Below are 26,326 nucleotides of genomic sequence, written 5' to 3' on the forward strand. Positions count from 1 at the left end.
TTTAACTGTGATTGCAGGTAGCTATAACCAACTTAGTTGCCTGATTAACCAAACCACAGCAGCGAGGCCAGAATTTACGGGAGAAATCATTAAAGTATGTTGTAACTATATCATGTAACATTCGGGCACCGGCGAATTTCTATCCACAATGACGGGTAAAGTTCAGCGTCATCAGCATGTTATTGCGCCAGGCTCAGGCGATTTCAGGGTGAAATCGCCTGCAACCATGTGCAGGCGAATAACGTTTACCAGCGCGTCGCTTGCATATCGATAACGAAGCGGTACTTAACATCGCCTTTCAACATGCGAGCGAACGCAGTTTCGATCTCTTCACCGCCAATCAACTCAATGTCAGCCGTGATATTGTGCTTACCGCAGAAATCCAGCATCTCCTGGGTTTCCTGAATGCTGCCAATCGATGAGCCGCTAATGCTCAAACGACGATTCACCATCGGCGTGACGTTAGGAGACTGATGCGGTTGCTCAGGAATGCCAACCAGCACTAAGCGACCGTTGGTTTTCAGCGTGGCAAGGTAAGGATCGAGATCGTGCGGTGCTGAGACGCAGTCCACAATGAAATCCAATGAAGTTTGCGCGGCCGCCATCTGCGCCGCATCGCGTGAAACCACCACGCGCGACGCACCTAAGCGCAGCGCATCTTCACCTTTGGCCGGGGAAGTGGTGAACAGCGTGACTTCCGCGCCCATTGCACTCGCCAATTTAACCGCCATATGACCTAATCCGCCCAAGCCGACCACGCCGACTTTATCTCCCGCTTTCACGTTAAAGTGACGCAGCGGCGACCACACCGTGACGCCCGCACACAACAGCGGCGCAACACCCGCTAACGGCAAAGTTTGGGGTACGGACACCACGAAGTGCTGATCGACCACGACGTTCTGTGCGTAGCCGCCCCACGTGCTGTCGCCGGTGTATTTATCAATGCCGTTGTAAGTTGCAATAAAGCCAGATTCACAATATTGCTCTTCTTTCTGCTGGCAGAAATGGCATTCGCGGCAGGAATCGACCATCACGCCCACACCCACGACATCACCCGCTTTGAAATTTGTTACGTCCGCGCCGGTTTCCACCACGCGTCCGACGATTTCATGTCCCGGTACCAGCGGATAGCGGCTGACCGCCCATTCGTTACGTGCCATATGCAGATCCGAATGGCACACGCCACAATACAGAATTTCAATTTTGACATCCTGCTGCTGTAGCGGACGCAGTGCAATCTGGCTGGAAGAGAGCGGTTTGGCCGCATCATGTGCGACTAATGCATTGATTTTCATAGTGCCTCCGAAATGAACTGGCTTTGGCTAGCTGAAGGCGGCAGACTATAGTGAACATGGTGCAAAATTGATAGTAGTTACCTTTTGGTAACCATACAGGAGGCGAAAACGATGCCCGCGATGGTTGACGGAAAGCTGTTTTTTTATGCGGATTCGCCGCCGCGCCGGCTGATGGATCTGTTTTCGGTGAAATGGAGCAGCATGGTTCTGCACGCGCTGTATCACTGGCCGAACCATCGCGCACGCACTGGCGAGTTGCAGCGCAGCCTGCAGGGAATTTCGAAGAAAATGTTGTTTCAGACGTTGAAAGAACTGGAGCAGCGCGGGCTGATTGCACGTCACGTTTATGATGTAGTGCCGCCGAAAGTCGATTACCGCTTAACGCCGCTCGGCATGACGTTCGCGGCACCGATTGAGCAGATGTATCAATGGGGGCTGGAGAATCAGGCGGCGCTGGATGAGATGGAAGCCCACTATCGCGCCGCTACGGACGCGCCATCAGCCGCGCCACACAATCCCGATCGTGCTGCTGACGCGGATTAAATACCACCAGACTTAAACCCGGTTTGCCTTCAACCGCGAAGGTGCTGTATTCCAGCTCGAGCACACCTTCGTCGGGCAGCCACAGCTGTTTGATGCCTTCGCCATGCTGACTCACTTCCTGCGATTGCCACAGCTGGCGGAAGGTGTCGCTCATCTCGCACAGCTCATCCACCAGCGCGCGCACATGCTCGCTGGCGCCGGTTCGCGCCACATCCGCGCGGAAGTTGGCCACCATGCCGCGCGTTACTTTATGCCAGTCCGGCAGACGCTTTTTCATCTCCTCGTTCCGGAACATCATCAGCAGGATATTGCGCTGGGCAGGCGGCAGCTCAGCGTAATCGACAAACACTTTGGTCGCCGCACGGTTCCATGCCACCACTTGCCACTCTGCGGTTTTCACCAGCGCTGGCGTGTTCTCCATGCTGTCGAGTACGCGCTGTAGCGATGGCGAAACATCCACGCCCGCTTGCCATGTCACGCCCGGCAGACGATTTTGCGCCAGCAAAAACAGGTGATCGCGCTCGGCGGCGCTCAGCTCCAATGCGCGGGCTAAACGTTCCAGCACTTCTTCTGAGGGCGCGCCGCCTCTGCCCTGCTCCAGCCACGTATACCACGTGGTGCTGACACACGCGCGCACCGCCACTTCTTCCCGGCGCAGGCCCGGCGTGCGGCGGCGCAGCAAGGTGTAACCGAGTTTCGCCGCATCCAGCCGCTGGCGGCGTTCACGCAGATAGTTGCCGAGCACGTTGTCATCTTGCTGAGTCATGCCTTTATCCTGTTAGTGCGTATACCTGTATAAGCTCACGACTTTTCGCCGCGTCGCAGACTTTTATGATAGTGCTTCAACTTTGAAAAAGTGGAGCACCAATATGCGAATTTTTGTGACCGGGGCGAGCGGCTTTATCGGTTCCGCCATTGTGAAAAAATTGCAGGCACGCGGTTATCAGGTGCAAGGTCTTGCGCGTAGCGAGGCGTCCGCCGAAAAACTGCAGCAGCAAGGTGTGCAGGTGATTCGCGGCGATCTTGAAGATCTCGTCGGGCTGCGCAAGGCCGTTGAACAGAGCGACGGCGTGATCCATGCCGGTTATATTCACGATTTCAGCCGCATGGATCATGCCGCCGAGGTCGATCAGCGTGCGATTCTGGCGATGGGAGACGTATTGGTAGGTTCAGATCGCCCGCTAATTGTCACCACCGGCACCGCGTTAGTGTCGGCAGGACGTATCGCCACCGAACAAATCAGACCGGCAGCGGGCGCACATCCCCGCTCCAACTCTAACGTCGCCGCGCTGGCGTTGGCCGACCGCGGCGTGCGCGTGGCGCTGGTGCGCTTACCGCCAACCGTGCATGGCGCAGGCGATCACGGATTTATTCCGATGATTATCAACATGGCGAAGGAGAAAGGTGCGGCGGCATATGTCGACGATGGCGAGAATCGCTGGCCTGCGGTACATCGTGATGATGCAGCTGAACTGTTTTGCCTGGCGGCCGAGCAGGCTGAGCCGGGTGCGATCCTGCATGCGGTGCAAGAGGAAGGTGTACCGTTCCGTCAGATCGCCGAAACTATCGGCGCCGGATTAGCGCTGCCGGTGAAAAGCCTGACGCTGGAAGAAGCCAAAGCGTGGTTAGGCTGGATGGCGTTCTTCGCCTCTACCGATAATCCGTCCTCCAGCGCGTGGACGCGTGAGAAGTTTAACTGGCAGCCGCGTGGGCCGGGATTACTGCAGGATATGCGTGAGGCGGGATATTTTAATTAATGGTCGCCATGAATGGCGCCTACGAAGTCAGGTGCGCATTTATGCGCACCTGGAAATTCATCAACCAAACGGCACTTCACGCGCCAGAATGCGGGCAATTACGTTAAGTGCGCCTTCGTCATTGTTGCTTTCAGTTCTGTAACGCGACACCGCGCTGACCGGCGCTGCGGCGTTCGCCATTGAGAAGCTGTAACACGCCTGACGCAGCATTTCGATGTCGTTGGCGCTGTCACCTACCGCCACCACTTCACAATCATCGATGCCCCATTTTTCCTGCAGCAGCGCGATGCCGTGCGCTTTGTGGCAGCCGGGAATGATCAAATCAACAAAACCAAAACCGCTGGAAACCGGATGCATGATGTTTTCAATCGCGCCCAGCTCCGCGTGCAAACGCTCCATCAAGGCATCAACGCCTTCGTGCGCCAGGTTCAGCGAGAACTTAAAGATGGTATCGTCGATGTCGTAGAGATTGTCGCGCTTTTCCAGACGATGGTAGTGATTCGCCAGCATGGCAATCACTTCGTCGGGCATTGACGTGTGCACGTACGCGCCGTTGCGGCCACAGACTACGGTGCTGATGTCCGGTTCTTTAGCGAGAATATCGAGGATTTGATGCACACGTTCCTGCGCCAGTTCACCACAGAAGATCTCTTCATTGCTGTCAGAAACCCAGGCGCCGTTTTCCGCGACAAAAGCGATCTCATCTTTGATATCAGGAAAGTAGCGCAGCAACTGATAATACTGATTGCCGCTGGCGACCACGAAACGAATGCCCTTCTCTTTCAACAACGCATACTGACGCGCAAAGCGCTGCGTGTTGTACTGTTTGTTGTCATCGAGAAAAGTGCCATCCATATCCACCGCAATCATCTTCACTGCCATTTTGCTCTCCCGTTTGCTCATTCGGCTCTATAAAGGTTTTGTTAAGCTTACTCGCGGTGTGGATTATTGAGAATGTGAATAATGAGTTTGTTAACCGCTTTCAGAGATTTCCAGTCCATCTTTTACTGTAAATTGGCGCCTTTTTCCCTGATCCAGGCACAAAACATCTCCGCCATCTCTTGCGCGTAAGACTGAATCTGCGCTGGCGTGCGCGGCGATTCGGAAAAGTGTTTCCCAACATTGCCCAGCGTACTGTTCAATAAATCTGCGGCGCGCGCCCGTTCGCTCTCCTCTGACTGCGGTAATACTTCACACAGAAAATCACCAATGACGTTTTCACCTGCCGCGCGCGCTTCCTGCACTTCCGGCGCATCACGATACAGAGGTGCGGCGTCATTCAGCGCGGTGCGCATCGCCGCTTCTTCACATTCGGAATGTAAAAACGCCAGCGTGAGATCGTGCAGTCGCTGACGCGGTGTGTTGGCGGTATTACGCAGAATCGCGCCTAACAAATTGCCGGTGCGCTGCCATTCCTCGCTTTGCAATCTGAAAAGAATAGCCGCCTTATTGGGAAAATATTGATACAGCGATCCAATACTTACGCCGGCGCGTTCCGCCACCCGCGCCGTGGTGAAACGGGCGGCGCCTTCCAGCTCTAAAACCTGAGTAGCCGCTTGCAATATTGCGGAAACCAGCTCGCTGGAGCGCGCCTGCTTGGGCCTTTTTCTCTCTGAAATCTTAGTGTTACGTGGCTCAGCCATCATCATCCTCTGAACACGAATAGAGAAATACGAATAATTCATCGTATTCTGTTGGCACAGCAAAATCTACTTTGTATGCCCGGAGAACAACATGAACACCTTAACTTCTGCGCCACTGGCGCCGCTGCTGAATTACCTGTTTGAGCTGGCCGATAATATGGCGCATCCAACCAACGATGCGTTCAGAACCATGTCTGACGCCGAACAACATCGCCTGCTGCACAGTAAAACCGATTATCTGGAACTTTACGGACATTTAAAGGAAGTCCCGCTGGCGGTCTCGCGTGAAACCGGCAAGTTGCTGTATATGCTGGCACGCAGCAGCCATGCCAAAACCATTGTTGAGTTTGGTACCTCGTTCGGCATTTCCACGCTGCATCTGGCGGCGGCGGTGCGCGATAACGGTGGCGGCAACATCATCACCTGCGAATTTGAGCCGGGGAAAGTGGCGCTAGCCCGTAACCATTTCGCCGATGCCGGCGTCAGCGATTTGATTGAGGTGCGCGTTGGCGATGCGTTGCAGACACTAAGCCGCGATTTACCAGCCACCATCGATATGCTGGTGCTCGACGGCGCAAAAGCGATTTACCCAGAGATTGTGACGCTGGTGCAGCCGTTTTTGCGTCCTGGCGCGCTAATTGTTGCCGACGATGCCGACTTCAGCCCGGAATATCTGGCGTTAGTGCACGACAGCCGAGGGTTTATGTCACTGCCGTTTAATGATGGGGTTGAGGTTTCGATGTGGTTGGGAGCAGCGTAATTGAGGAGGTCGCTATTAATGGCGACCCTACGAATTAATTAAACCATGGCTGGAAGGGATCGGGGAATTCTGCCCAATTATCGGGACCGAGCGCCATCTCCTCATCGGTTAACAGCGCCTGTTCCAGTGTGTTACGCAGCGCGACTTCATCCATGTCGATGCCGATAAACACCAGTTCCTGACGCGCGTCGCCGCTACCGTCAACCCAATTCTCTAAAATGTAGCCAAGGTTTTCCGCATCTTCCGGCCAGCGATCTTTGGGCACGCTGGCCCACCACATCCCGGCTAAACCCTGGCGCGACACGCCGCCCGCCTGCGACCATGAACCGGCATGGCGCGGACGGCTGGCGAGCCAGAAGTAGCCTTTAGAACGCACCACGCCGCGCATCTCGTTTTCAATCAGCTGGAAAAATCGCATCGGATGGAACGGGCGACGTGCGCGGAACACGAAGTTACGAATGCCATATTCTTCCGTTTCTGGCGTGTGTTCACCCCGCAACTCCTGCAGCCAGCCGGGCGCCTGTGCGGCGGCATCAAAATTAAACAAACCGGTATTGAGCACCTGATCCAGCCCGACTTTGCCGAATTCAGAGGTGATGATGTTGGCGCGCGGATTAAGCGACGTCAGAATCGCCATTAATCGCGCTTTTTCCGTTTCGTTAATCAGGTCGGTTTTGTTGAGGATCATAACATCGCAGAACTCGATTTGATCGACCAGCAAATCCACCACCGTGCGCTCATCCTCAGCGCCCAACGATTCTCCGCGCGACTGAATGCTTTCGTTCGATTCATAGTCGCGCAGGAAGTTAAAGCCATCGACCACCGTCACCATGGTATCGAGCGAGGCGACTTCAGACAGACTTTGCCCGTCTTCATCGGCGAAAGTGAAAGTCTCCGCCACCGGCAGCGGTTCAGAAATGCCGGTCGATTCGATCACCAGGTTATCGAAACGGCCATCCTTTGCCAGGCGATTCACCTCTAGCAGCAAATCTTCACGCAGCGTGCAGCAAATGCAGCCGTTACTCATTTCCACCAGCTTTTCGTCGGTTCGCGACAGCTCTGCCCCGCCCTCGCGCACCAGCGCGGCATCGATATTCACTTCCGACATATCATTGACGATCACCGCCACGCGACGGCCTTCGCGGTTATTAAGAATATGATTGAGCAGCGTGGTTTTACCGGCGCCGAGAAAGCCAGAAAGCACGGTGACGGGAAGTTTTTTAAAATCATGATGGCTTTGGGTTAATGCTGACATAGCAACTCCTTTGAATGACAACGTTCACAAGGCGTATGGGCATACGCATAGTGTTGGTTATGTTATAACATAACAATTAGCGTTGTCATTGAGGAATGTTGATGGAGCGAATCGGTCGCCATAAATGGCGACCTTAGGGCGTAACAGAAAACCCGTTATTACTGGTTGTTCGGGTAACTTAAATCGATCGCGTTATCCGGTAACGTGGTGAAGTTTTTAACGATGGTGCGGAAATCTGCGTTCGGCTTCAGATCGGCAAACTGTTGCGGATAGAGATCTTTCGCCAGGATTTCCATGCCGATGATGTTGTACGGATGGTTGTAGAAGTGGTGATAAACGCCGTATACGCGGCCTTGCTTCACTGGCTCAATCTGCGCCAGGCCAGTGCGTTTCAACAGCGTCTGGAAGGTGGCTTTCACTTCCTGCGGCTGCACGCCATAACCAAATGGCAGCACATTGGCGTTCGGACGCTTCGAACCGGTCATGATGTAAACATCCGGTTTCATGGCGATGATTTTTTCCAGCGCAACAAATCCGGCGTTGCCCGGCAGCAGTTCAGAGCCGATATTTTTTCCGCCCACCGCTTCCACCAATCCGCCCCAACCATTGTGGCTGTGCGTGAAGCAGCAGTTGTCGCTATTCCCGGCGATCGGTTCGATAAACACTGTCGGCTTATTTTTCACTTCTGCAACACCTTGGGTGATGCGCGCGAATTTCTGCTGATAAAAATCAGTGTAAGCCTTGGCCTGGGTTTCGCGGTTCAGCACTTTGCCGAGCAGCGTAACACTTGGTGCAGTGTTCTGCGCCGGATGCAGTTCGTAATCCACGAACACCACCGGAATATGTAGATTATTCAGGGTCGTGAGCACGCCCGATTGTTGCAACGCCGGTTTGGCGCGCAATTGCGCAATCATCAAATCCGGTTTTTGCGCCAGCACGCTTTCGAGATTGACCTGGCCCTGATCGCTAAAGCCCATATCGACGATTTTCGTCGCTTCCGGCCAGCGCGCTTTCAGCACATCCCAGGTTTGCGTGTCCTGCTTTTTCGGCAGATTATTCCACGCCACCACACGCTTAAACGGGTCGTCGCGATCCAGCAGCGCCAGCGTCAAAATGTCGCGGCCATCCTGCAGAATGATGTGCTGCGGCTCTTTATTGATGGTTTGCGTGTTGCCGTCCATATCGGTGACGGTCAGCGGATAAGTGGAGGCGGCAGCCGCCGTTGAAGCCAGTAACCCCATTGCCAAAAACAGGCGCGTTTTCATCCCATAACTCCGTGGTAAAAGGAATAGTTATTATTATCAATTACCTTAACACAACCTTAAGTGGCGAGAATAAACGCCACTTCAATCAGGTGTAACGGAGTTTTACGAAGGCGCTGTCAGGTGAAATCAGACAGTTTTTGTCCTGAGGTGATCAGTTCCTGCAGCAACATCTGACGGCGTTCCTGCGGCGTATCGCGACTAACCATAAAGCAGATTGCCGCCACGGCCTGACCGCTGCGCGAACGGATCGGCGCCGCCATGCAGCAGGTAAAGCTTTCAGATAAGCCTTCCGTCATGCAATAACCGAGTTTTCCGGCGTGATGAATTTCATCAAGAAATGCCTGCTTATCGAGAATCTGCCCGCTGGCGAGGCGATAATCCTCTTCCGGGATCAGATCCAGAATCGCACTATCCGACCAGTTACTCAGCAGCAAGCGGCCGGTCGCGGTCCAGGTAATTGGCACACGCACGCCGATATCGGAGGTGATTTTGAACGGATGCGCATTACTCTCAGAGAGCACCACGGTGTATTTATTGCCTTCCAGCATACAGAGCTGCACGGTTTCGCCGTGGCGCGCCACAATCTCCACCATCAGCTGATGCGCCCGACGGATCAGATCGTTGTGCGCCATATAATCCGCACCGTAATAGTGCATCTCACGGCCAAAGAACACCGCGCCCTCGGCATCCAATTCCACCAAACCGGCTTCACTCAACAGGCTGACTAATTCATAGATGCTGGAACGCGGTGCGCCGGTTGCATCAATCAACGCGCGCATCGACATCGGTTGGCGTGCGCTGTGCAACTGCCGAAAGATATCAATAACCCGGTCAACGCCGCGCGCCCGCGAGGTTTTTTCATCCGGCATAAACTCACTCCTTGGTGGCATAGCTATAAAAGGCATAGGCAATGAAAGAGAGGCATGATACACCGCGCACCAACTTTTACCCATCCCGGATTAAATAAATATTAATCGCCCGCCATTTATTAACCCGATCAATTTTGATGCCTCATTATGGCGCATTACGCTCACTGAACTTTTATAAAACTACGATAGCGATCACACTCCAATTTAAATAAGCACTCAACTTAAATTTATTTTGCGATCCGGACGACATCACAAAAAATTAAATAGCGGTGCACATATTGCAAAAGAAAAATTCCTGTGCAAATCTTGCCCTATCCAGTATTGCAGATAGCAGTCTGGTATATCAGACAGCATGGTAAGCAGCTTTTCGCTGCAACAGGAGCAGGAACGGATGACGATTAAACGTTATGGCGTCGAAGGCGGAACCGGTACCGGCGGGCAGAAACTGCCGTTTGCCCGCGCGGTGGAAGCCGATGGCTGGCTCTACATCTCCGGCCAGACGCCGATGCGCGACGGCGAAGTGGTGGAAGGCGGTATCATTGAACAGACGCAGCTGGCGTTCGAAAACTGTCTCACCATCATGCGCGAAGCCGGTTATCGCGTGGAAGATGTGGTGCATGTCACGGCGGTATTAACCGACGCGCGTTATTTCAGTTCATTTAATAAAGTATTCAGTGAGATATTCAGCGGAAATCCTCCGGCACGTATTTGTAGCGTGCAGGATTTAGTGGTCGACTGCAAAGTCGAAGTCGATATGAAATGCTTCCGCGCCGATCGTAAATAAACATTACGGTTAAAACAGGCTGGCGAATTTTACTTTCTCCGCCCACACCAGGACAGCCTGTTATTAATTGATGCCTTTCTATTTTGCTGTGAAATAACGGTATTACACCGTCTCGTCAAAATTTCTAAAGAGAGCATAACAATGAAGACAACATCGCTAAAAGTGAGTCTCAACGCGCTAGCCGGCGCGCTGGTATTACTGACGCTGGCGGGCTGTACGCCAACCGAAGAGAAAAAAGAGGCGGGTGCCGCGCCGCAGTCAGCGCTGCAAACTGTATTGCAACGCGGCACGCTGCGCGTCGGTGACTGCCTGAGCTTTGCGCCGTTTGGGTTTTACGATAAAGACGGTAACCCGGATGGCTACGATGTTGATCTCGCCAAAGCGCTGGCCAAAGAGATGGGCGTGAAGCTGGAAATGGTCAACACCACCAGCGCCAACCGCATTCCTAACCTGCAAACCAATAAAGTGGATGTGGTGTTCTGTAACTTCACCCGCAATCTGGAACGCGCCAAAGAGATCGGCTTCACCAACCCGTATGTGGTGGCGAGTGAAGCGATGCTGGTGCGTAAAAATAGCGGCATTCAGTCCGCACACGATATGGGCGGCAAAACCATCGCCACGGTGAAAGGCTCTACTAACGGCGATGAAGTGCGCAATCTGGGCATCGACGTAAAAATCCAGGAGTACGACTCATCGCAAGCGGCCATCCTCGCGGTGAAACAGGGCCAGGCCGATGCGATGATCGAGGATAACAACTTCCTCGCCTATCAGGCCAAGCTTGACCCAACGTTAACCGTGACCAACGAAGCGCTGGTGCCGCTGGAATACAACGCCTTCGGCGTGAAACAGGGCGATCAGGCCTGGATCAACTACCTCAACGAATTCCTGTTTGAAATTAACGCCTCCGGCGAAAACGCCCAGCTGTATCAGAAATGGTTCGGCAACAAACCGCGTTACCCGCTGAATCCGCAATATTGATCCCCACGCGGCGCGGCAGCAGATGCTGCGCCGCCCGAAGGAGCAGAACCATGAGTTATCAATGGCTAACCCTGTGGCGCTACGCCGACACTTTTCTTGACGCCGCGTGGCTCACCTTGCAGGTGACGTTGCTGGCGTTTGCGCTGGCGGTGGCGCTCGGTTTGCTCTCGGCGCTGGCGAAAGCATCGCCGCTGGCCCCGCTGCGCTGGATCAGTCACTGCTACGTTGAGTTCATTCGCAACACGCCGGTGCTGCTGCAGATCTTCATCATCTTCTTTGGTCTGCCGTCGCTCGGCATCACCATGAGCGCCTTTACGGCGGGTGTGCTGGCGCTGGGGATTAACGTTGGTGCGTACCTGTCCGAAACCTTCCGCGCGGGGATTCAATCGGTGCCGAAAGGCCAGCTTGAAGCCGCATGGGTGCTTGGCATTCCGCGTCGTCAGGTGTTTCTCACCGTGGTGCTGCCGCAAGCGGCGCGCGCGGTGTGGCCCGCCATTATCAACAACCTGATTCAACTGCTGCTCGGCACTTCTTTGCTGTCAGCGATTGCGCTGCCTGAGTTAACCGGCACCGCCACGGTGATCAACGCGCGTACGCTGCTGTATATCCAGACCTTTAGCGTGGTGGCCTTGGTGTATCTGGTGCTGAGCAACCTGTTCTCCTGGCTGGGCACGATTGCAGGACGGCGCATGTTCCACCCGCCGCTGGTGACCCCGATAAAAAAGTCCGCCTGGTGGTGGGCAAGAAAATGGCTGACTAATCCAGTGAAGCGGGAGAACGCACTATGAACGAGTTAATCATCAATTCGTTACCGATTCTGCTGAAAGGGCTCGGTATAACGCTGCTGCTGTCGGTGGCTGCGATTATTGGCAGCACGCTGCTGGGCTTGCTGGCGGCAGTGTTGCGTACCAGCCGCTTGCCGGTGCTGAAGCAGGTTGCAGTGATCTACACCGAACTGTTTCGCGGCACGCCGGTGCTGATCACGCTGATGTTCATTTACTTCGGCGTGGCCTATTTCGGCTACGACATCAACCTGTTTGCCGCCGGTATTCTGGGTCTGAGCATCTATCAGGGCGCGTATATCGCCGAGGTGTTCCGCGCCGGTATCGAAGCGGTGCCGAAAGGCCAGTGGGAAGTATCATGGATTTTGGGCCTGTCCAAACGCCAGACTTTTATGAGCGTGATCCTGCCGCAAACGCGCGGCATCGTATTGCCCCCGCTGGCGGGCCAGTATCTTTCCCTGATCAAAGACACCTCGATCGTCAGCATGATCGGCATGTCCGAACTGATGCATCAAGGCCAGGCAATTGTCGATCGCATCGGTCAACCGGTCATTGTTTACGGCCTGGTCGCCCTGCTCTACTTCGCTGTCTGCTTCCCGCTTTCCCGTTGGGTTCAACATCATCAAACCAGGAGCCAAATCTCATGAGCAAATCCGCCATTACCTTAAGCCGGATAACCAAATCGTTTGGCGCAACCCAGGTGCTGAAAGAGATCAGCCTTGATGTTTCACCGGGGGAAGTGCTGGTGCTGATTGGCGCGTCCGGATCCGGCAAAAGTACTGTGTTGCGTATCATGAGCGGGCTGGAAGTGGCCGACGGCGGAGAAGTGTGGGTCAACGACGTGCCGCTGCATCAACGCAAACGCGCCAGTGAAATTTGCGGCCACGTTGGCATGGTATTTCAGCAGTTCAACCTGTTCCCGCACAAAACCGCGCTCGGCAACGTGACGCTGGCGCTGATCAAAGCGCAAAAGCTGTCGGAGGCCGAAGCCACTAAACGCGGCATGGCGGCACTGACGCGTGTCGGACTCGCCGAGCGCGCGCATCACTATCCGGCGCAGCTTTCCGGTGGTCAGCAGCAGCGGGTGGCGATTGCCCGTGCGCTGGCGGTAGAACCGAAAATCATGTTTTTCGATGAAGCCACCTCAGCGCTGGATCCCGAGTTGGTGGGCGAAGTGATGGAAGTGATGCGCAGCCTGGCGCGTGAAGGCATGACCATGGTGGTGGTGACGCATGAGATGGGCTTTGCGCGCAAAACCGCTGACCGCGTGGTGTTTATGGATCAGGGCGTAATTGCCGAACAAGGTTCGCCCGAGCAAATCTTCGTCAACCCGCAGAACCCGCGCACTCAGCAGTTCTTATCACGCGTACTTGAGCATTAACAGGAGGATCTATGTCGATTCGCTTTCCGCTGCAGGCGGATGGATTACTGGATGCGCAGCAAACCGCGCCACGTTTTAAATCGGTTGCGGGTGCTGGTGATACGCCGCTTGCTGTCGGCACCGCAGTACTCAGCAGCGATCAGGTGTTCTCTCCGCTGATGATTATGAAGCAGTCGGCGCTGGAGAATAACCTGCGCCAGCTGGCGGACTTCTGCCGCGAAAACGGCGTGATGCTCGCCGCGCACGGGAAAACCTCGATGTCGCCCGCCATTCTGCGCCGCGCTATTACCGAAGGCGGCGCGTGGGGTTTGGGTGCCGCCACGCCCGCACAAGTACGTGCGCTGCGCCAGTTCGGCATCCGCAATGTGTTTCTCGCCAATCAGCTGGTCGATCCGGCGGGCATTCGCTGGATTGCGCAGTGGCAACAGCAACATCCCGATCACGGCTTCCTGTGTTATGTCGATTCGCTGCAAGGCGTGAAGCTGTTGGCGCAGAACCTCGGCGATAGCCAGATTTCGGTGCTGCTGGAGATGTCAGTCAGCGGTGGCCGCACCGGCTGTCGTTCTCAGCAGGACGCAGTAGCGATTGCCGAAGCGATCGCCGGCTGCCCCGCGCTGAAGCTGGTGGGCGTGGCCGGTTATGAAGGTGCGCTGGGTGCAAACCGTGATGAAAGCGGCATTCAACGCGTGAAGGATTACTGCCAGATGATGATCGCTACCGCTGAATTGCTGGCAGAAAAGCAGCTGTTCAGCAGCGATCACATTATCCTCAGCGCCGGTGGCGGTGCGTGGTTTGATGTGGTGACGGCGTGCTTCACCGCAGCACAACTGCCGTTGCCGATGACGCCACTGATCCGTTCCGGTGCTTATATGGCGCACGACAGCGGATTGTATGCGCGCATCGCGCCCTTTGCCCAGCCGGGCGCGACGCATCATTTTGCTGCCGCGCTGGAGATTTGGGGCCGCGTGTTATCGCGTCCAGAGCCGGGATTGGCGTTTGTGGATTTTGGCCGCCGCGACGTACCCTTCGATCAGGATCTGCCGAATCCGCTGTGGATCCGCAACGCCGATGGCAGCGCCCCGCGCACCGCAACGCATCTGCGTATAGATGATGTGAACGATCAGCACGCTTATTTGTTATTGCCGGAGGATGAGCCACTGCAGGTAGGCGATTGGGTCGGCTGCGGTATTTCGCATCCCTGTACTGCCTTTGATAAATGGCGCTATCTGCCGCTGGTGGATGATGATTATTGCGTCACAGATTCACTGGAAACAGCGTTTTGATGGGTTTTTGAACCAGGTCGCCATGAATGGCGACCCCATGACAAACGGTGCGCATTGCTGCGCACCTTATACTTAACGCCAACCCAACTCCGGTGCAACGTGGGTCAAAATGCTCTCAATCACGTGCGCACAGTAATCCACGCCTAACTGGTTCGGGATGGTCAGCAGCAGCGTATCCGCTTCAGCAATCCCTTCGTCCTGCGCCAGCTGTTTGATCAACTGATCCGGCTCGGCGGCGTAGCTGCGACCAAAGATGGCGCGGGTTTTCTCGTCGAGGAAACCCACCGAATCCTGATCCTGGCCACTGCGACCAAAGTAGGCGCGGTCGGTGTCGTTGGTCAGCGCAAAGATGCTGCGGCTCACCGAAACACGCGGCGTACGCTGATGGCCCGCCGCTTCCCATGCCTGACGATAGGCACGAATCTGCTTCGCCTGCTGCACGTGGAACGGCTCGCCGGTTTCATCATCTTTCAGGGTCGAGCTTTGCAGGTTCATGCCCTGCTGCGCTGCCCAGATGGATGTTGCGTTGGAACCGGATCCCCACCAGATACGCTCACGCAATCCAGCCGAGAACGGCTCCAGACGCAGCAAGCCCGGCGGATTCGGGAACATCGGCTGCGGATTCGGTTTCGCGAAACCTTCACCGCGAAGCACTTCCAGCAATTCCTCGGTATGACGACGGCCCATATCGGCATCGCTTTCGCCGTTCTGCGGATCAAAACCAAAGTAGCGATAGCCTTCGATCACTTGCTCTGGTGAGCCACGGCTCAGGCCGAGCTGCAGACGACCGTTAGAAATCAGATCCGCCGCGCCGGCATCTTCCGCCATGTACAACGGGTTTTCGTAACGCATATCGATCACGCCGGTACCAATTTCGATCTTTTTGGTACGCGCACCCACCGCCGCCAAGAGCGGGAACGGCGAGCTCAACTGACGCGCAAAGTGGTGCACGCGGAAGTAGGCACCATCGGCACCCAACTCTTCGGCCGCGACCGCTAAATCAATTGATTGCAGCAGGACGTCCTGCGCCGAACGGGTGGCAGATTGTGATGATGGGGTCCAGTGACCAAAGGATAAGAAGCCAATTTTTTTCATGCTGAAATTCTCCTCGTGAGCCACGCAGGCTCAAACGTTTTCAATGCAGCAAGGTTACGCCACAGACGAGGTGACTGATAGCCAATAGATTTCGCGCGCTTCATCAACTTTTTTGCATAAGTAAGAAAAAGAGATTCTTTGTGTTCATCACGGTGTTCAATCATCGTCAGAGGCCTAATCACTGTTCACAGGTTCGGCTTCTCCATGAGTAAAGGGACATCCGCCTATCTCAGCGCGCAACAGCGCGAGGTGGTGCATCAACTGGCACGCAGCTGGCTGTGGCGCAGCGAATTGCCGACGTGGCTATTGATGGTGGCGGTGTACGGCGGCTGGTTCGCCAGCGTTGTCTATTGGCAAACGCTGGGATTAACCTTGAGCACGCTGCTGCTGATCCTTTTTACCACCTGGTATATGTCGCTGCAGCACGAGATGATTCACGGCCACCCGACGCGTTTTCCCCGTTTCAATCAGCTGTTCGGTACGCTGCCGCTGGCGGTGTGGTATCCATATGGTTTATATCGCGATTCGCATCTGGCGCATCATCGCAATCACACGCTGACCGATCCCGATGAAGATCCGGAAACCTACTACCTTTCACCGCAGCGCTGGGCGCAACTCAAGCCGTGGCAGCAGCAGGTGATCCATCTGCGCAACACCTTTCCCGGTCGTTTGCTGATCGGCCCACTGCTGGATATGGGCGCGACCGTCAAAACCTTGCTGAATGCCTTTATCCAGCGCGATACACCGGCGATGGCGATGTGGACTATTCATCTCAGCTTGCTGAGCGGGCTGTTTTACTGGATGACGCTGCACGGCTTCTCGCCGCTGTGGTTCGTGCTGACGGTGAGTTATCCGGCGCTGATGCTGACCAAAGTACGATCGTTCTACGAGCATCGCGCCGAAGAAGAACCGCTGGCGCGCTCGGTCAATAACGAAGCCGCGCTGCCGTGGCGCTTGCTGTTCCTCAATCTCAACTATCATTCTGTACATCACGATCTGCCCGGTTTGCCGTGGTACGGATTACGCAAAGTCTATTTGCTCTATCGCGATGGCTATCATCAGCGTAATCACGGTTTTCGCGTCGCCGGTTATGGCGAGTGGATAACCCGCTTCTGGCGCAAATCGGTCGAGGTTAATGCCCATCCGGGTACGCAAAAGGATGCACAGGATGCCCACGCTTTCGTTACCGATGTACGACATCAATCATCAGGCGACTATCGGCCTGACCTCAGCGCTAACGACGCTGCTGCAACAACGCGGCGTGCCAGCTGAAGTTAGCTGGCCGCAGGATTTGCTGCCGCACTGGCGCGATGAGCAACTGCTGCTGAGCCAAACCTGCGGTTATCCGCTGGTAGAACTACTACCCGATGTTCAGCTGGTCGGCACCTTTCACTCCAGCGCGCAGGGCTGCGACGGCATGCGCTATCGCAGTTGGCTGGTGGCACGCCGCGAAGATGAGAACCTGACGGTCAGCGATTTCTGTGGTCGGCGCGCGGTGTGCAACAGCAACGATTCGCACTCCGGCTTTAACGCGCTGCGCTACGTGATTGCCCCGCTGGCGCAGAACGGGAAATTCTTCAGCGAAACCCGTTTCAGCGGCAGCCATCGTCAGTCGCTGACGGCGTTACGTGCGGGCGATGCAGATATCGCGGCGATTGATTGCATCACCTGGGCGCTGCTGCGCCGCAATTATCCAGAGGAACTGGCCGGGCTGGAGATTATCGGCGAAACGCCGCTGTGCGCCGCGCTGCCGCTAATTACGTCGGCCAAAACCGATGCGAAAACCCTTGAGAAACTTCGCAGTGCGTTGAGCGAGCTAACCCGCGATAAGTGTTATCAGGATCTGCTGGCGGAGAGTTTGATCAGCGGGTTCAGCGTGAGCGATTGGGCGTTTTATGACGAGGTACGGGAGTGGAAGGATCGCGCCGCCGCGCTCGGCGTGACGGCATTATAATCGTATGGTCGCCATTTATGGCGACCTTGCCAACATTACGCTACCTGCTCACGACTACGCTGCACCGCGAACTGGTTTGCCGGCTCGTCCAATCCCAGGTTCTCGCGCAGCGTCTCGCCTTCATACTCTTTGCGATAAATACCCCGCGCCTGCAACAGCGGAATCACCTGCGCCACGAAATCATCAAATGCGGTTGGCGTGCCGCCGCGCACGATAAAGCCGTCGGTTGCGCCCTGCAGGAACCAGTTTGCCAGCCCTTCCGCTACCTGCTCCGCCGTACCCAGGAAACTCGGGCACGGCGTGGCTTCTTCCAGCGCCGCCTGACGCAGCGTTAAACCCCGTTCGCGGGCGTTCTGTTTAATCTTGTCGGTGGTGCTGCGGAAGCTGTTGCTGCCGAGTTCGCCAATATCCGGGAAAGGGGCATCCAGCGTGTACTGACTGAAATCATGATGCTCGAAGTAGCGGCCAAGATACTCCAGCGCTTTATCGATGGTCACCAGTTCGGCGGTTTGCTGATAGCGGCGCTCGGCGTCTTCCTCAGTTTCACCAATAATCACGCTGATGCCCTGGAACACACGAATATCATCGGCATCGCGCCCGCGCGCCACCAGCCGGCGACGCACATCTTCACGGAACTCACGCGCCTGCTCGAGCGTTTCCTGGCGCGTATAAATGGCATCGGCGGCTTCGGCAGCGAAGGCTTTGCCCGCTTCTGAAGCGCCCGCCTGAAACACAATCGGACGGCCTTGCGGCGAGCGACCGACGTTGAGCGGTCCCTGCACCGAGAAGTAGTGTCCTTGATGATTCAGCGTATGCAGCTTGTCGGCGGCGAAGAATTCCCCGCTCTGTTTATTGCGCACAAAGGCATCGCCTTCCCACGAATCCCACAGCCCTTTCACCACCTGCAAATATTCGCTGGCGACGCGATAGCGCTCGTCATGCTCGGGATGCGTGCTGCGCGAGAAATTTTTTGCCGAGCCTTCCAGCGGCGAGGTCACCACGTTCCAGCCAACGCGACCGCCGCTCAGATGGTCGAGGCTGGCGAACTGGCGCGCCACGGTAAACGGCTCGCTGTAGGAGGTTGAAAGCGTGGCGACCAGACCGATTTTTTTAGTCACCAGCGACAGCGCCGACAGCAAGGTGATCGGCTCAAAGCGGTTAAGAAAGTGCGGAATCGACTGCGGCGTGATGTACAAACCGTCGGCGACAAACAGGAAATCGATCTTCGCCTGCTCGGCTTTACGCGCCAAATCCAGCACGTAATCGATGTTAATGCTGGCATCCGCCACCGCATCGGGATGACGCCATGCCGACATGTTGCCGGATACGCCCTGAATAATCGCGCCCAGCCGCAGCTGGCGTTGTGTCTGACTCATTCTGCTCTCCTTAATATGCGTTTGCGGGCTGCCAGTCGGGAATGACCGGCAGCGCCTGTAACAGCTTTTGCGTCCACGGATGCTGCGGCGCGGCGAACACCTGCTGCAGCGCTCCGCTCTCCACCACTTGCCCGTTCTGCATCACCAGCACGCGATCCGCCAGATGCTGTATCACGCCAAGATCGTGAGAGATAAACAGCAGTGCGGTGCCGTGTTCAGCCTGCATATCGGCCAGCAGATCCAGCACCTGCGCCTGTACCGAAACATCGAGCGCGCTGACCGGTTCATCGGCCACCAGCAGCGCCGGATTCGGTGCAAAAGCGCGCGCAATCGCCACGCGCTGGCGCTGACCGCCGGAAAGCTGTTGCGGATAACGCTGCAGGAAGCGGTCACCAAGCTGCACTTCATCGAGCAGCTGGCGCACGCGCTGACGCCGTGCATCGCCGTAAATTCCGGCGCTATCGAGGCTTTCGCCGATAATTTTTTCCACCGTGTAGCGCGGATCAAATGAGCTGAACGGGTCCTGCGCGATCAGCTGTAGCCGCGCACGCCGGGCGCGACGCGCTTTCTCCGGCAGACGATCCCAGCGCTCGCCTTCCAGTAGCAGCGTGCCGCTGTCCGGTTCGGTTAAGCCCATCACCACTTTCACCAGCGAGGTTTTACCGGAGCCGGATTCGCCAACCACGCCAAGCGTTTCCCCGGCGTGCAGCCTAAAGTTGATGTCGTTGAGCACCAGACGATCGCCGTAAGCTTTATGCAGACCGATCCCTTCCAGCAGCGGCGCGCTGCTGCGTGTCGGACGCGGCGGCAGCGGCGTCGGTTCTGCGGCGCTGAGGCGCAAACCGCGTGTGGCGGGCGTTGGCACCGCGCGCAGCAGGCGCTGCGTCCAGGCGTGCTGCGGACGATTGAGCAGCGGGCCGCTATTGCCCTGCTCCACCACTTCGCCATCGCGCATCACCAGCACGCGATCCGCCAGTTCCGCTACCACCGCCAAATCGTGACTGATCAGCAGCAGACCGTGGCCGTCGCGGCGGCGCTGCGCCAGCAGTTGCAGGATCTGGCGCTGCACCGTCATGTCCAGCGCGGTAGTCGGTTCATCGGCAATCAATAAAGTTGGCGTGCCGGCCAGCGCGGTAGCAATCAACGCACGCTGACGCTGGCCGCCCGAAAGTTGATGCGGATAACGTTCGAGGCGGCTTTCGGCATCGTGAATGCCCGCCGCCTTCAGCAGTTCGATGCTTTTATCCTGCAAATGGCCGCGATGACCGGCGGCGCTTAGCGCATCACTCAGCTGCTGACCAATGCGGCGCAGCGGATCGAGCGACACCAGCGCGTCCTGCAACACATAGCCAATGCGGCGACCGCGCAGCGCGTGCCAGTCGCTGCGGCTGGCGTGGCGCATATCGCGTCCATCGATGGTGAAACGGTCTGCGGTTAACACCGCGCCTTCCGGCAGCAGACCAAGCAGGCTGCGCGCGGTCAGGGTTTTGCCGGAACCGGATTCCCCGACCAGCGCCACCGATTCGCCCGCCGCGACTTGCAGGTTGAGGTTTTTCACCACCTGCTGCGGCCCGAAACGGATTGAGAGATTCTGGATATCAATAAATGGCTGGCTCATGCGGATCGTCCTTCAAAACGTGCCTGCCAGTAACGACCGAGCGTATTCACCGCAATCACCGTCAGCGTAATAAACACGCCCGGCCACACGGCAATCCACCACGCGTTACGCAGATAGTTGCGTCCTTCCGCCAGCATCAGGCCCCATTCGGCGGTCGGCGGCTGCGGCCCCATGCCGAGGAAACTCAATCCGGCGGTGCCGATAATCGCGGTGCCGAGCCCCAGCGTGGCCAGCGCCGGCACCTGCGCAATGGCGTGCGGAAGGATGTGGCGCGTAATCAGCGTGAAACGCGACAGGCCAAAGGTGCGCGCCTGCTCAACGTAGCCGGAGGTCATCACGCTGTAAGTTTGTGCCCGCACCACGCGGGCAAAACGCGGCACCGACGCGACGCCGAGCGCGATAATCAGGTTGTTAGTGCCGGGCCCGGTAAAGGCGATCAGCATTAGCGCCAGCAGCAGATCGGGAAAGGCGGAAATCACATCTACCGCGCGGCTCAGCAGCTCATCCACTACGCCACGCGCTAGCGCCGCCACCAATCCCAGCAAGGTGCCAAACACCACCGCCAGCGCCATCGCCGCCACGCTGATCAAAAGCGAATAGCGGCTGCCGTAGATCACGCGCGTCAGCAGATCGCGTCCCAGCTGATCGGTGCCCAGCCAGTGCTGCGCCGACGGCGGAAGCTGCGCGTTAACCGGATCGGCCAGCAGCGGATCGCTGTGCGCCAGCCACTGCGGGGCGATCACCGCGATAGCCAATACAATGAGAAACAGAATCGCCGCCCACACCGCAGCAGGCAGCGCAACAGGAAGACGTTGCAGCGCGGCAATCATGATTTGCTCTCCCCGCGCAGACGCGGATCAATCCACAGCGACAGGATGTCAACCAGGGTGCTCATCACCACGTAGATCAGCGCCGAGAGAATCGCCACCGCCAGCACCACCGGCAGATCCTGCGCCAACACCGCATCGACGGTGAGTTTGCCGAGGCCGGGACGACCAAATACCTGTTCGGTGATCACCGCGCCACTCAGCAATCCGCCCACCAGCCAACCGGTCAAAGTCACCGCTGGCAACGCCGCATGACGCAACGCGTGGCGCAGACGAATAGTGGTTTCCCCCACGCCCCACGCGCGCAACGTCAGGGTGAATGGCGCATCCAGCGCGCGCTCCAGTTCACGGCGCAGCAGTTGCGCGATCACCGCGCCCTGCGCCAGACCGAGCGCCAGCGCCGGTAGCACCAGCGACGACAGCGAACGATCGCCCGCCACCGGGAACCAGCGCAGCGTGAAGCTGAAAATAAACAGCAGCACGATGCCCATCCAGAAAGAGGGCGTGGACGCCAGCAGCAGTTCCACGCTGTTAGCCACGCGGCGACCAATGCGACGATGCGCGGTGCCGACGGCAATCACCAGCGCAAAGATGATGCTGACCAGCAGCGCCGCCAGCGTCAGTTTGATGGTGGGCCACAGCTGCGTGGCCAGCAGATGGCTGACTTCGGTGTTGAGCATATAAGAACGGCCAAAATCACCGTGCAGCACGCGCCACATATAGTGCAGATATTGCCACCAAAGCGGTTCGTTCAGGCCCCATTCAGCGCGGATCGCTGCCTCAATCGCGGGTGTGCGCAGCTGCTCACCGATCAGCAGGCTGACGATATCGCCCGGCGCCAGATGCATGCCGAGAAAGGCCAGCGATACCGCCGCCCACAGCACCAGTACGCCGCCCAGCAGACGGCTGACGATGCGGCGCGTCAGGTCGCTGCGCCACACCGATGGCCGACGCGCGCGTGGCGTGCGGGTGACAATGCTTTCCAGACTCATCTATCTCTCCACACTTTTTTATGTGCTAATCAGGCGATTTTGGCGATGGGTTGATCGGCTGGCGGATTGAATTCCTTTTTCAGAAACACCAGCGCTTCGCCTAATGGATTGGTCCGGTGATGAAACGGTTGATAACCGCGGCGCAGATAGAGCTCGCTCAGCCATGGATGCTTGATGGCGGTGGCGAGATAGACGCCCGGCGCTTTCAACGTCTCTTTCAGCAGAGTTTCTTCAGCGTAGGTGATGATGTCGCGGCCAAAACCCTGCCCTTTGTAATCAGGATCGACAGCAAACCAGTGGATAAACGGGAGCGATGAAGGTGCATTTTCATCCTGCTGCCACGGAAAACGCACCGTGACGGTCGCTACCGCGCGTTTCCATTTGCGCAGCACCAGCACGGTTTCCTGCTCGATGACGCGACGAACCTGCTCGACGTTGCCCTGTGAAATGGTGAAATGCACATCCAGCGCCACCAGCGCGGCGTAGGCACGCTGTAATAACGCAAATATTTCTTCCGCATCGTCGGGTCTGGCAACTTCAATTAGCTGACTCATGGTGACCGTTTCCTTATTCAATCCTGCCGGAAGTATTAAAATCCGGCGGATTAAAGTAAACCGAGAATAACGGCAATCGATTTGTTGAATATGGGAAATGGTATTTTATTGCGAGGCAATAATGCCCACGGAAATAACCAGCGCGTAGGGTCGCCATAATGGCGACCGTTGGGTGCAAATGTGAAAGACAGGTCGCCATAAATGGCGCCCCTACTGTTTAGTTACCCACACATCGTAAACGCTTTCTGGCATCTGCTTATAGCTGCGGAAGCCGTAGCCATGCACGTAGCTGGCGGTGGCTAACTGATCTTCCGGTTCATACAGCGGCACTGCCAGCGCCAGCTGCGGTAGCGCGATCTGCTGCAGTTGGCTGTAGAAATCGCGGCGCTGCTTGAGATCCAGCGTGCTGGCGGCTTTATCCAGCAAGCCATTGATCTTCTCATCGTTGACGCGGCTGTAGTTAATTGCGCCGCCCTGAGCGATCGGACGATAGTGGTTTTCGATATCCACGCCATCGGTTGGCGTGTTGGAGTTGGCGATGGTGCCAAACTTGCCGCTTTTACGCACATCGGCATAAGTACCAGAATCAACGTAGTTCAGCTTGAGATCGACGCCAAGACGCTGACGCGCCTGCGCCTGAATTGCCTGCAGCAGCACATCGCGCTGATCGCGCACCGTCGCCTGCGCCTGAATCAACTCAATGCGCAGACGCTGGCCCTCTTTAGTGCGGAAACCTTCGCCATCACGGGTTTTCCAGCCGGCTTCATCCAGCAGCTTGTTGGCCGCATCAGGATTGTTGCCGTATTTGCCCTCCAGCTCTTTGTTGTAAAGCGGATCGATGGGCGAAGTGATGCCCCACGCGCGGGTACGCTCGCCGCGATACACCGACTTCAGCAGCGGATCGATATCCAGTCCTTGCAGTAACGCCTGGCGCACTTTCACATCCTGCGTCGGGCCATATTCCACGTTGAGGAACAGCGAATATGGCGTACCGGTATTCAGCGCATGCTGATACGTAAAGTCGAGATTGTCTTTGAACTCACCGGCATCGTTACCGGAAATGCCTTCAATGGCATCAACCTGACCAGACAGCAGCGCGCCGGTGCGTACCGACGATTCCGGCAGGAAGCGATAGGTCACGCGATCGAGATATGCCGGTCCCTGATGCTTCGCGGTTGCCGGTGCCCAGTTGTATTTCTGGTTTTTAACGTAGGTCACCTGCTGGCCTTTCTCATAGCTTTCGAGAATAAACGGCCCGGTGCCCGCCAGATCTTTGCCGCCCGATTTCAGCTGCGGTGATTTCCAGCTGGCCGGTGCCAGAATCTGCAAGCCCGCAGCGAAGGACAGGAACGGTGAGTAAACCTCTTTCAGGGTGATCACCACGGTGTGATCGTCCGGCGTTTCAATCTTCTCGATGTGCGAACCCATCAGGCACAAACTGGTGCCGGCGCAATATTGCGCGACCTGAGTTTGACGGAAGTTATCAGCTACCGCGTTGGCATCGAATTTCTCGCCGTTGGAGAAGGTGACGTCCTGACGCAGATTAAAGCGAATCACTTTGCCATCCTGGCTGGCTTCATAACTCTGCGCCAGCCACGGCACAAAGCTGCCGTCCGGACGGCGCGCCAGCAGCGATTCCCAAAAGTTACGCAGCGTGATTTCCGCTTTGTCCTGACCATTTAGCTGCGGGTTAAAAGTGGTCGGTTCGGTTTCAACACCCACCGTTAAGCTGCCACCGCTAACCGGTTGATCGGCGGCTACAGCATTAAACGCGTTTCCCAGCAGGCTAAAACCTAATGCCAAAGCTATTGAGGTTAATTTCATATTGTCCTTGGTGATTGCAGGTAAATATTATGTATGACCTTAATCTGGCCTGTATTAATTCCCGCTGAATTATTAAAACCCGGACAAATAAATGTAAAACGACATTAGTGGCAATCGATTTGTTGAATTTGGCAATTCACGAATAAGCGAAAAAACAGATTATCGTGACAGGCTTGCCGGTAGCGGAGGCACGCCGGATAACCCGCGTAACCCGTACTCAACCATGGCCATATAGACCGCAAAATAATCCAGCGCCATTTGCATAAAGGAGAGATGCAAAATGAGTGTATTGCTGGCTTTATCCAGCGTCAGCAACCCCGCCGCTTCGGCGTCCTGCAGGCAGCGTTTGATGTGCGAACGCGATACCCCACATTTCAGTGACGCTTTCAGGTAGTTGTACTCAATAACGGTGGTTTTTTGTTGCAAACTTTCGATGTAAAGATCCATCAGCAGCATATGCCCGGCATCCCTGAAAATGAAGGCTTTACTCTCTGGCACCATATCGAACAAGTAAACATGCTTGAGGGTGATTTCAGCGTAATTTTTGAAGTATTCCGCATGAAAGTTTTCCATTTTCAGGCAAGCCGAAACATCGAAATCGTCGTACAACATACCGTAAGGAATCATCATGGTATTAATTAAAGCCCGCGTTTCATCCAGCGCTTTGCGGGTCACCGTGTAGGTTAACTTGCGTTTATCCTGCGCGTCCTTTTTAACTTCCATACGCCCGCCTACCCGAATAAACAGCAGGAAGGAGTCAATAGTGTTGTCGCTAATCAGGCCGGTTTTTTTACAAAAGTCTTTAACATCACGCAGCGTTGGGTTTGCTGAGGTGAAGGCGTACGCCATGATGGCCGAGCCAATAATAAAGCGATTAGCTTTGAAAATGACTTTAAAATAGAGCGGCTTAGTCAGATACAGTCTGAACAACAGTTTGTAATGCTTCTGCATAACTAATGAGATGTTGTCATTTGACTTAATCTCGGCTGCGCGTTGCTGAATTAATGCTGTGAGCTGCTGTTTGCTTTTCATATTGCTGTGTGGTGTGCCTGGTTATCAATTATAAAATTTTTTTAAAAATCACCCTCATGCTCCTGGATTTATTTAAATCCTGTTGAGAGGCGGTTGATAATGCTTTATGGAGGTATTATTTCTGAGGTTAATATTTTAAGATTAACATGGGTCTTTTTGCCCTTCTGGGCACGATCTTACCATCAATGGACTATTTTATGTAAAGCTTGATTTATTCTGAGCTGACATGCCCATTTCTAAGCCTGAAAATTGATCTTTGTTTTTACAATTATTTCATTAAGTTAGGTCGCGATATTTCCTCAGGTATTCCCTTTGTAGCACGGCTTAAAAAAATTAACCACAAAAATGGACAGTGACTTAACAAAGCCCCTATGAGAACTTTCTTAACGCACGGTTATTCCACCTGGTTAAGTGTGACTGGTTTATAGCTAATCCGATTCATACAGGGAATATCCGACA

At 55.8% G+C, this 26,326-nt stretch carries 26 protein-coding genes; 11 read left to right on the forward strand and 15 right to left on the reverse strand.

The annotated features are described in order from the left end of the window. Nucleotides 1-245: 245 nt before the first annotated feature. Nucleotides 246-1,295 (reverse strand): NAD(P)-dependent alcohol dehydrogenase, encoded by a 1,050-nt coding sequence (locus tag PanJK_RS18445; protein WP_265301837.1) that lies wholly within the window; start codon nucleotides 1,293-1,295, stop codon nucleotides 246-248. A 111-nt stretch (nucleotides 1,296-1,406) separates the two neighbouring features. Between PanJK_RS18445 and PanJK_RS18450 the strand changes: the two genes are divergently transcribed. After that, nucleotides 1,407-1,838: a winged helix-turn-helix transcriptional regulator gene (locus PanJK_RS18450; protein ID WP_265301840.1), complete on the forward strand. Its 432-nt coding sequence runs from the start codon at nucleotides 1,407-1,409 to the stop codon at nucleotides 1,836-1,838. Here PanJK_RS18450 and PanJK_RS18455 read toward each other — a convergent pair. Beyond that, nucleotides 1,780-2,604: a helix-turn-helix transcriptional regulator gene (locus PanJK_RS18455; RefSeq protein WP_256699004.1), complete on the reverse strand. Its 825-nt coding sequence runs from the start codon at nucleotides 2,602-2,604 to the stop codon at nucleotides 1,780-1,782. The two genes, PanJK_RS18450 and PanJK_RS18455, sit on opposite strands and share 59 nt — an antisense overlap. Before the next feature lie 103 nt (nucleotides 2,605-2,707). Between PanJK_RS18455 and PanJK_RS18460 the strand changes: the two genes are divergently transcribed. After that, on the forward strand, nucleotides 2,708-3,595 hold the full coding sequence (locus PanJK_RS18460; protein WP_265301843.1) for an SDR family oxidoreductase: 888 nt from the start codon (nucleotides 2,708-2,710) through the stop codon (nucleotides 3,593-3,595). A 60-nt stretch (nucleotides 3,596-3,655) separates the two neighbouring features. On the opposite strand, the gene PanJK_RS18465 is transcribed toward PanJK_RS18460, so the two are convergent. Next, nucleotides 3,656-4,477, reverse strand: a complete 822-nt coding sequence (locus PanJK_RS18465; protein ID WP_265301845.1) for a Cof-type HAD-IIB family hydrolase — start codon at nucleotides 4,475-4,477, stop codon at nucleotides 3,656-3,658. Nucleotides 4,478-4,599: 122 nt separating this feature from the next. Next, the gene (locus tag PanJK_RS18470) at nucleotides 4,600-5,238 is read right to left on the reverse strand and encodes a TetR family transcriptional regulator (protein WP_256699007.1); all 639 of its coding nucleotides are present in this window, start codon (nucleotides 5,236-5,238) and stop codon (nucleotides 4,600-4,602) included. Between the two features lie 91 nt (nucleotides 5,239-5,329). Here PanJK_RS18470 and PanJK_RS18475 point away from each other — a divergent pair, with 91 nt between their 5' ends. Beyond that, nucleotides 5,330-5,998 carry an O-methyltransferase gene (locus PanJK_RS18475; RefSeq protein WP_265301848.1) on the forward strand — a complete coding sequence of 223 codons (669 nt, stop codon included), beginning with the start codon at nucleotides 5,330-5,332 and terminating at the stop codon, nucleotides 5,996-5,998. A gap of 34 nt (nucleotides 5,999-6,032) precedes the next feature. On the opposite strand, the gene zigA is transcribed toward PanJK_RS18475, so the two are convergent. The 3 genes from zigA to PanJK_RS18490 all read right to left on the reverse strand — a co-directional run bounded on the left by zigA (nucleotide 6,033) and on the right by PanJK_RS18490 (nucleotide 9,387). Further along, nucleotides 6,033-7,253 (reverse strand): zinc metallochaperone GTPase ZigA, encoded by a 1,221-nt coding sequence (gene zigA, locus PanJK_RS18480; RefSeq protein WP_265301850.1) that lies wholly within the window; start codon nucleotides 7,251-7,253, stop codon nucleotides 6,033-6,035. A gap of 158 nt (nucleotides 7,254-7,411) precedes the next feature. Further along, the gene (locus PanJK_RS18485) at nucleotides 7,412-8,518 is read right to left on the reverse strand and encodes an ABC transporter substrate-binding protein (RefSeq protein ID WP_265301852.1); all 1,107 of its coding nucleotides are present in this window, start codon (nucleotides 8,516-8,518) and stop codon (nucleotides 7,412-7,414) included. Nucleotides 8,519-8,634: 116 nt separating this feature from the next. Next, nucleotides 8,635-9,387: an IclR family transcriptional regulator gene (locus tag PanJK_RS18490; protein ID WP_008109148.1), complete on the reverse strand. Its 753-nt coding sequence runs from the start codon at nucleotides 9,385-9,387 to the stop codon at nucleotides 8,635-8,637. A 391-nt stretch (nucleotides 9,388-9,778) separates the two neighbouring features. On the opposite strand from PanJK_RS18490, the gene PanJK_RS18495 reads away from it, so the two are divergent. The 6 genes from PanJK_RS18495 to PanJK_RS18520 all read left to right on the forward strand — a co-directional run bounded on the left by PanJK_RS18495 (nucleotide 9,779) and on the right by PanJK_RS18520 (nucleotide 14,595). Beyond that, nucleotides 9,779-10,171 carry a RidA family protein gene (locus PanJK_RS18495; RefSeq protein ID WP_008109150.1) on the forward strand — a complete coding sequence of 131 codons (393 nt, stop codon included), beginning with the start codon at nucleotides 9,779-9,781 and terminating at the stop codon, nucleotides 10,169-10,171. 141 nt (nucleotides 10,172-10,312) lie between these two features. After that, nucleotides 10,313-11,149 (forward strand): transporter substrate-binding domain-containing protein, encoded by an 837-nt coding sequence (locus PanJK_RS18500; RefSeq protein ID WP_256699014.1) that lies wholly within the window; start codon nucleotides 10,313-10,315, stop codon nucleotides 11,147-11,149. 50 nt (nucleotides 11,150-11,199) lie between these two features. After that, nucleotides 11,200-11,937, forward strand: a complete 738-nt coding sequence (locus PanJK_RS18505) for an amino acid ABC transporter permease (protein ID WP_008109154.1) — start codon at nucleotides 11,200-11,202, stop codon at nucleotides 11,935-11,937. Beyond that, nucleotides 11,934-12,578, forward strand: a complete 645-nt coding sequence (locus PanJK_RS18510) for an amino acid ABC transporter permease (RefSeq protein ID WP_265301857.1) — start codon at nucleotides 11,934-11,936, stop codon at nucleotides 12,576-12,578. Before PanJK_RS18505 ends, PanJK_RS18510 begins: the two co-directional genes overlap by 4 nt. Next, entirely contained in the window at nucleotides 12,575-13,312 is a 738-nt protein-coding gene (locus PanJK_RS18515) for an amino acid ABC transporter ATP-binding protein (RefSeq protein WP_265301859.1), read from the forward strand. The genes PanJK_RS18510 and PanJK_RS18515 overlap by 4 nt, the downstream gene beginning before the upstream one ends. An 11-nt stretch (nucleotides 13,313-13,323) precedes the next feature. Then, nucleotides 13,324-14,595, forward strand: a complete 1,272-nt coding sequence (locus PanJK_RS18520) for an alanine racemase (RefSeq protein WP_265301861.1) — start codon at nucleotides 13,324-13,326, stop codon at nucleotides 14,593-14,595. A 72-nt stretch (nucleotides 14,596-14,667) separates the two neighbouring features. On the opposite strand, the gene PanJK_RS18525 is transcribed toward PanJK_RS18520, so the two are convergent. After that, nucleotides 14,668-15,690: an LLM class flavin-dependent oxidoreductase gene (locus PanJK_RS18525; protein ID WP_008104762.1), complete on the reverse strand. Its 1,023-nt coding sequence runs from the start codon at nucleotides 15,688-15,690 to the stop codon at nucleotides 14,668-14,670. A gap of 204 nt (nucleotides 15,691-15,894) precedes the next feature. Between PanJK_RS18525 and PanJK_RS18530 the strand changes: the two genes are divergently transcribed. Together PanJK_RS18530 and PanJK_RS18535 are read left to right on the forward strand one after the other, a co-directional pair. Further along, nucleotides 15,895-16,962, forward strand: a complete 1,068-nt coding sequence (locus tag PanJK_RS18530; protein WP_265301865.1) for a fatty acid desaturase — start codon at nucleotides 15,895-15,897, stop codon at nucleotides 16,960-16,962. Then, on the forward strand, nucleotides 16,859-17,644 hold the full coding sequence (locus PanJK_RS18535) for a phosphate/phosphite/phosphonate ABC transporter substrate-binding protein (RefSeq protein WP_414858952.1): 786 nt from the start codon (nucleotides 16,859-16,861) through the stop codon (nucleotides 17,642-17,644). The genes PanJK_RS18530 and PanJK_RS18535 overlap by 104 nt, the downstream gene beginning before the upstream one ends. A gap of 35 nt (nucleotides 17,645-17,679) precedes the next feature. On the opposite strand, the gene PanJK_RS18540 is transcribed toward PanJK_RS18535, so the two are convergent. The 7 genes from PanJK_RS18540 to PanJK_RS18570 all read right to left on the reverse strand — a co-directional run bounded on the left by PanJK_RS18540 (nucleotide 17,680) and on the right by PanJK_RS18570 (nucleotide 25,765). Beyond that, entirely contained in the window at nucleotides 17,680-19,020 is a 1,341-nt protein-coding gene (locus PanJK_RS18540) for an LLM class flavin-dependent oxidoreductase (protein ID WP_265301869.1), read from the reverse strand. Nucleotides 19,021-19,030: 10 nt separating this feature from the next. Continuing rightward, nucleotides 19,031-20,638, reverse strand: coding sequence for a dipeptide ABC transporter ATP-binding protein (locus PanJK_RS18545; RefSeq protein WP_265301872.1), 1,608 nt, complete (start codon nucleotides 20,636-20,638; stop codon nucleotides 19,031-19,033). Continuing rightward, nucleotides 20,635-21,468: an ABC transporter permease gene (locus PanJK_RS18550; protein WP_154190070.1), complete on the reverse strand. Its 834-nt coding sequence runs from the start codon at nucleotides 21,466-21,468 to the stop codon at nucleotides 20,635-20,637. Before PanJK_RS18550 ends, PanJK_RS18545 begins: the two co-directional genes overlap by 4 nt. Next, nucleotides 21,465-22,457: an ABC transporter permease gene (locus PanJK_RS18555; RefSeq protein ID WP_265301874.1), complete on the reverse strand. Its 993-nt coding sequence runs from the start codon at nucleotides 22,455-22,457 to the stop codon at nucleotides 21,465-21,467. The genes PanJK_RS18550 and PanJK_RS18555 overlap by 4 nt, the downstream gene beginning before the upstream one ends. Before the next feature lie 29 nt (nucleotides 22,458-22,486). Then, nucleotides 22,487-23,011 carry a GNAT family N-acetyltransferase gene (locus PanJK_RS18560; RefSeq protein ID WP_256699024.1) on the reverse strand — a complete coding sequence of 175 codons (525 nt, stop codon included), beginning with the start codon at nucleotides 23,009-23,011 and terminating at the stop codon, nucleotides 22,487-22,489. 210 nt (nucleotides 23,012-23,221) lie between these two features. After that, nucleotides 23,222-24,835, reverse strand: a complete 1,614-nt coding sequence (locus tag PanJK_RS18565; RefSeq protein ID WP_265301877.1) for an ABC transporter substrate-binding protein — start codon at nucleotides 24,833-24,835, stop codon at nucleotides 23,222-23,224. A 159-nt stretch (nucleotides 24,836-24,994) separates the two neighbouring features. Next, the gene (locus PanJK_RS18570) at nucleotides 24,995-25,765 is read right to left on the reverse strand and encodes a hypothetical protein (protein ID WP_265301879.1); all 771 of its coding nucleotides are present in this window, start codon (nucleotides 25,763-25,765) and stop codon (nucleotides 24,995-24,997) included. Nucleotides 25,766-26,326 lie beyond the last annotated feature (561 nt).

The organism is Pantoea sp. JK (assembly GCF_026130245.1).
In the GTDB taxonomy this organism is placed as follows: Bacteria; Pseudomonadota; Gammaproteobacteria; order Enterobacterales; family Enterobacteriaceae; genus Pantoea; species Pantoea trifolii.

Coding starts and splice junctions, on each gene's coding strand:
- PanJK_RS18445 (WP_265301837.1), bottom strand. CDS start 1,295: ATGAAAATCAATGCATTAGTCGCACATGATGCGGCCAAACCGCTCTCT.
- PanJK_RS18450 (WP_265301840.1), top strand. CDS start 1,407: ATGCCCGCGATGGTTGACGGAAAGCTGTTTTTTTATGCGGATTCGCCG.
- PanJK_RS18455 (WP_256699004.1), bottom strand. CDS start 2,604: ATGACTCAGCAAGATGACAACGTGCTCGGCAACTATCTGCGTGAACGC.
- PanJK_RS18460 (WP_265301843.1), top strand. CDS start 2,708: ATGCGAATTTTTGTGACCGGGGCGAGCGGCTTTATCGGTTCCGCCATT.
- PanJK_RS18465 (WP_265301845.1), bottom strand. CDS start 4,477: ATGGCAGTGAAGATGATTGCGGTGGATATGGATGGCACTTTTCTCGAT.
- PanJK_RS18470 (WP_256699007.1), bottom strand. CDS start 5,238: ATGGCTGAGCCACGTAACACTAAGATTTCAGAGAGAAAAAGGCCCAAG.
- PanJK_RS18475 (WP_265301848.1), top strand. CDS start 5,330: ATGAACACCTTAACTTCTGCGCCACTGGCGCCGCTGCTGAATTACCTG.
- zigA (WP_265301850.1), bottom strand. CDS start 7,253: ATGTCAGCATTAACCCAAAGCCATCATGATTTTAAAAAACTTCCCGTC.
- PanJK_RS18485 (WP_265301852.1), bottom strand. CDS start 8,518: ATGAAAACGCGCCTGTTTTTGGCAATGGGGTTACTGGCTTCAACGGCG.
- PanJK_RS18490 (WP_008109148.1), bottom strand. CDS start 9,387: ATGCCGGATGAAAAAACCTCGCGGGCGCGCGGCGTTGACCGGGTTATT.
- PanJK_RS18495 (WP_008109150.1), top strand. CDS start 9,779: ATGACGATTAAACGTTATGGCGTCGAAGGCGGAACCGGTACCGGCGGG.
- PanJK_RS18500 (WP_256699014.1), top strand. CDS start 10,313: ATGAAGACAACATCGCTAAAAGTGAGTCTCAACGCGCTAGCCGGCGCG.
- PanJK_RS18505 (WP_008109154.1), top strand. CDS start 11,200: ATGAGTTATCAATGGCTAACCCTGTGGCGCTACGCCGACACTTTTCTT.
- PanJK_RS18510 (WP_265301857.1), top strand. CDS start 11,934: ATGAACGAGTTAATCATCAATTCGTTACCGATTCTGCTGAAAGGGCTC.
- PanJK_RS18515 (WP_265301859.1), top strand. CDS start 12,575: ATGAGCAAATCCGCCATTACCTTAAGCCGGATAACCAAATCGTTTGGC.
- PanJK_RS18520 (WP_265301861.1), top strand. CDS start 13,324: ATGTCGATTCGCTTTCCGCTGCAGGCGGATGGATTACTGGATGCGCAG.
- PanJK_RS18525 (WP_008104762.1), bottom strand. CDS start 15,690: ATGAAAAAAATTGGCTTCTTATCCTTTGGTCACTGGACCCCATCATCA.
- PanJK_RS18530 (WP_265301865.1), top strand. CDS start 15,895: ATGAGTAAAGGGACATCCGCCTATCTCAGCGCGCAACAGCGCGAGGTG.
- PanJK_RS18535 (WP_414858952.1), top strand. CDS start 16,859: ATGCCCACGCTTTCGTTACCGATGTACGACATCAATCATCAGGCGACT.
- PanJK_RS18540 (WP_265301869.1), bottom strand. CDS start 19,020: ATGAGTCAGACACAACGCCAGCTGCGGCTGGGCGCGATTATTCAGGGC.
- PanJK_RS18545 (WP_265301872.1), bottom strand. CDS start 20,638: ATGAGCCAGCCATTTATTGATATCCAGAATCTCTCAATCCGTTTCGGG.
- PanJK_RS18550 (WP_154190070.1), bottom strand. CDS start 21,468: ATGATTGCCGCGCTGCAACGTCTTCCTGTTGCGCTGCCTGCTGCGGTG.
- PanJK_RS18555 (WP_265301874.1), bottom strand. CDS start 22,457: ATGAGTCTGGAAAGCATTGTCACCCGCACGCCACGCGCGCGTCGGCCA.
- PanJK_RS18560 (WP_256699024.1), bottom strand. CDS start 23,011: ATGAGTCAGCTAATTGAAGTTGCCAGACCCGACGATGCGGAAGAAATA.
- PanJK_RS18565 (WP_265301877.1), bottom strand. CDS start 24,835: ATGAAATTAACCTCAATAGCTTTGGCATTAGGTTTTAGCCTGCTGGGA.